Origin of the sequence: Streptomyces aureoversilis (assembly GCF_042657885.1) — a bacterium.
Lineage (GTDB): Bacteria > Actinomycetota > Actinomycetes > Streptomycetales > Streptomycetaceae > Streptomyces > Streptomyces aureoversilis.
Genome location: NZ_JBHSKJ010000075.1, coordinates 1 through 841, shown reverse-complemented (window position 1 = coordinate 841; position 841 = coordinate 1). Strand labels below are relative to the sequence as shown.

Annotated in this window: 1 protein-coding gene and 1 pseudogene; both read right to left on the bottom strand. The window is 71.5% G+C overall.

Translation table 11 applies throughout. From position 1 onward, the window contains the following. Positions 1 to 601, bottom strand: a 601-nt coding sequence (locus tag ACFPP6_RS36475; RefSeq protein WP_382051146.1) for a bifunctional ornithine acetyltransferase/N-acetylglutamate synthase, incomplete at its 3' end; no start/stop codon positions are given. A 91-nt stretch (positions 602 to 692) separates the two neighbouring features. Beyond that, positions 693 to 841, bottom strand: a pseudogene (locus ACFPP6_RS36470) (N-acetyl-gamma-glutamyl-phosphate reductase); the annotation flags it as partial.

Below are 841 nucleotides of genomic sequence, written 5' to 3'. Positions count from 1 at the left end.
CGCGCAGGGCCGCGTCGAGACCGGGCGCGTCGACGTCCGCGTCGGTGGTCAGGACGACCAGCATGGTCGCCAGGCCCGGGGCGAGCATGCCCGCGCCCTTGGCCATGCCGCCCACCGTCCAGCCGTCACCCTGCACCACAGCCGTCTTGTGGACAGTGTCCGTGGTCTTGATGGCGATGGCAGCCTTCTCACCACCATGGGCGGAGAGCCCGGCTGCCGCCTTCTCGATGCCCGGCAGCAGTTTGTCCATCGGCAGCCGCACACCGATGAGCCCGGTGGACGCCACGGCGATCTCGCCCGCACTGTGCCCCAGCACCTCAGCAACCTTCTCGGCAGTGGCGTGAGTGTCCCGGAAACCGTCCTGCCCCGTGCAGGCATTGGCGCCACCGGAGTTGAGGACCACGGCCGAGATCCGGCCGCTTTCCAGGACCTGCTGCGACCACACCACGGGCGCGGCCTTGACGCGGTTGGCGGTGAAGACGCCCGCGGCGGCCAGGCGGGGACCCTGGTTGACCACGAGGGCCAGGTCGGGGCTGCCGCTCTCCTTGATCCCGGCGGCGATGCCCGCCGCCGTGAATCCCCTCGCTGCGGTGACGCTCACTGCTTCTCCTCGTTCTCGCCCATGGCCCGGACGTCCAGGGGGTCGCACGGCACCAGCCGTGCCAGTACGGTCGCGATCAGCCGGCGGACGCTCACGGGGCCACCCCGGTGACGGGCAGGCCCAGCTCCTCGGGGAGGCCGAGGGCGATGTTCATGCTCTGCACCGCGCCACCCGCGGTGCCCTTGGTCAGGTTGTCGATCGCACTCACCACGACGATCCGCCCGGCCGCCTCGTCCAGCG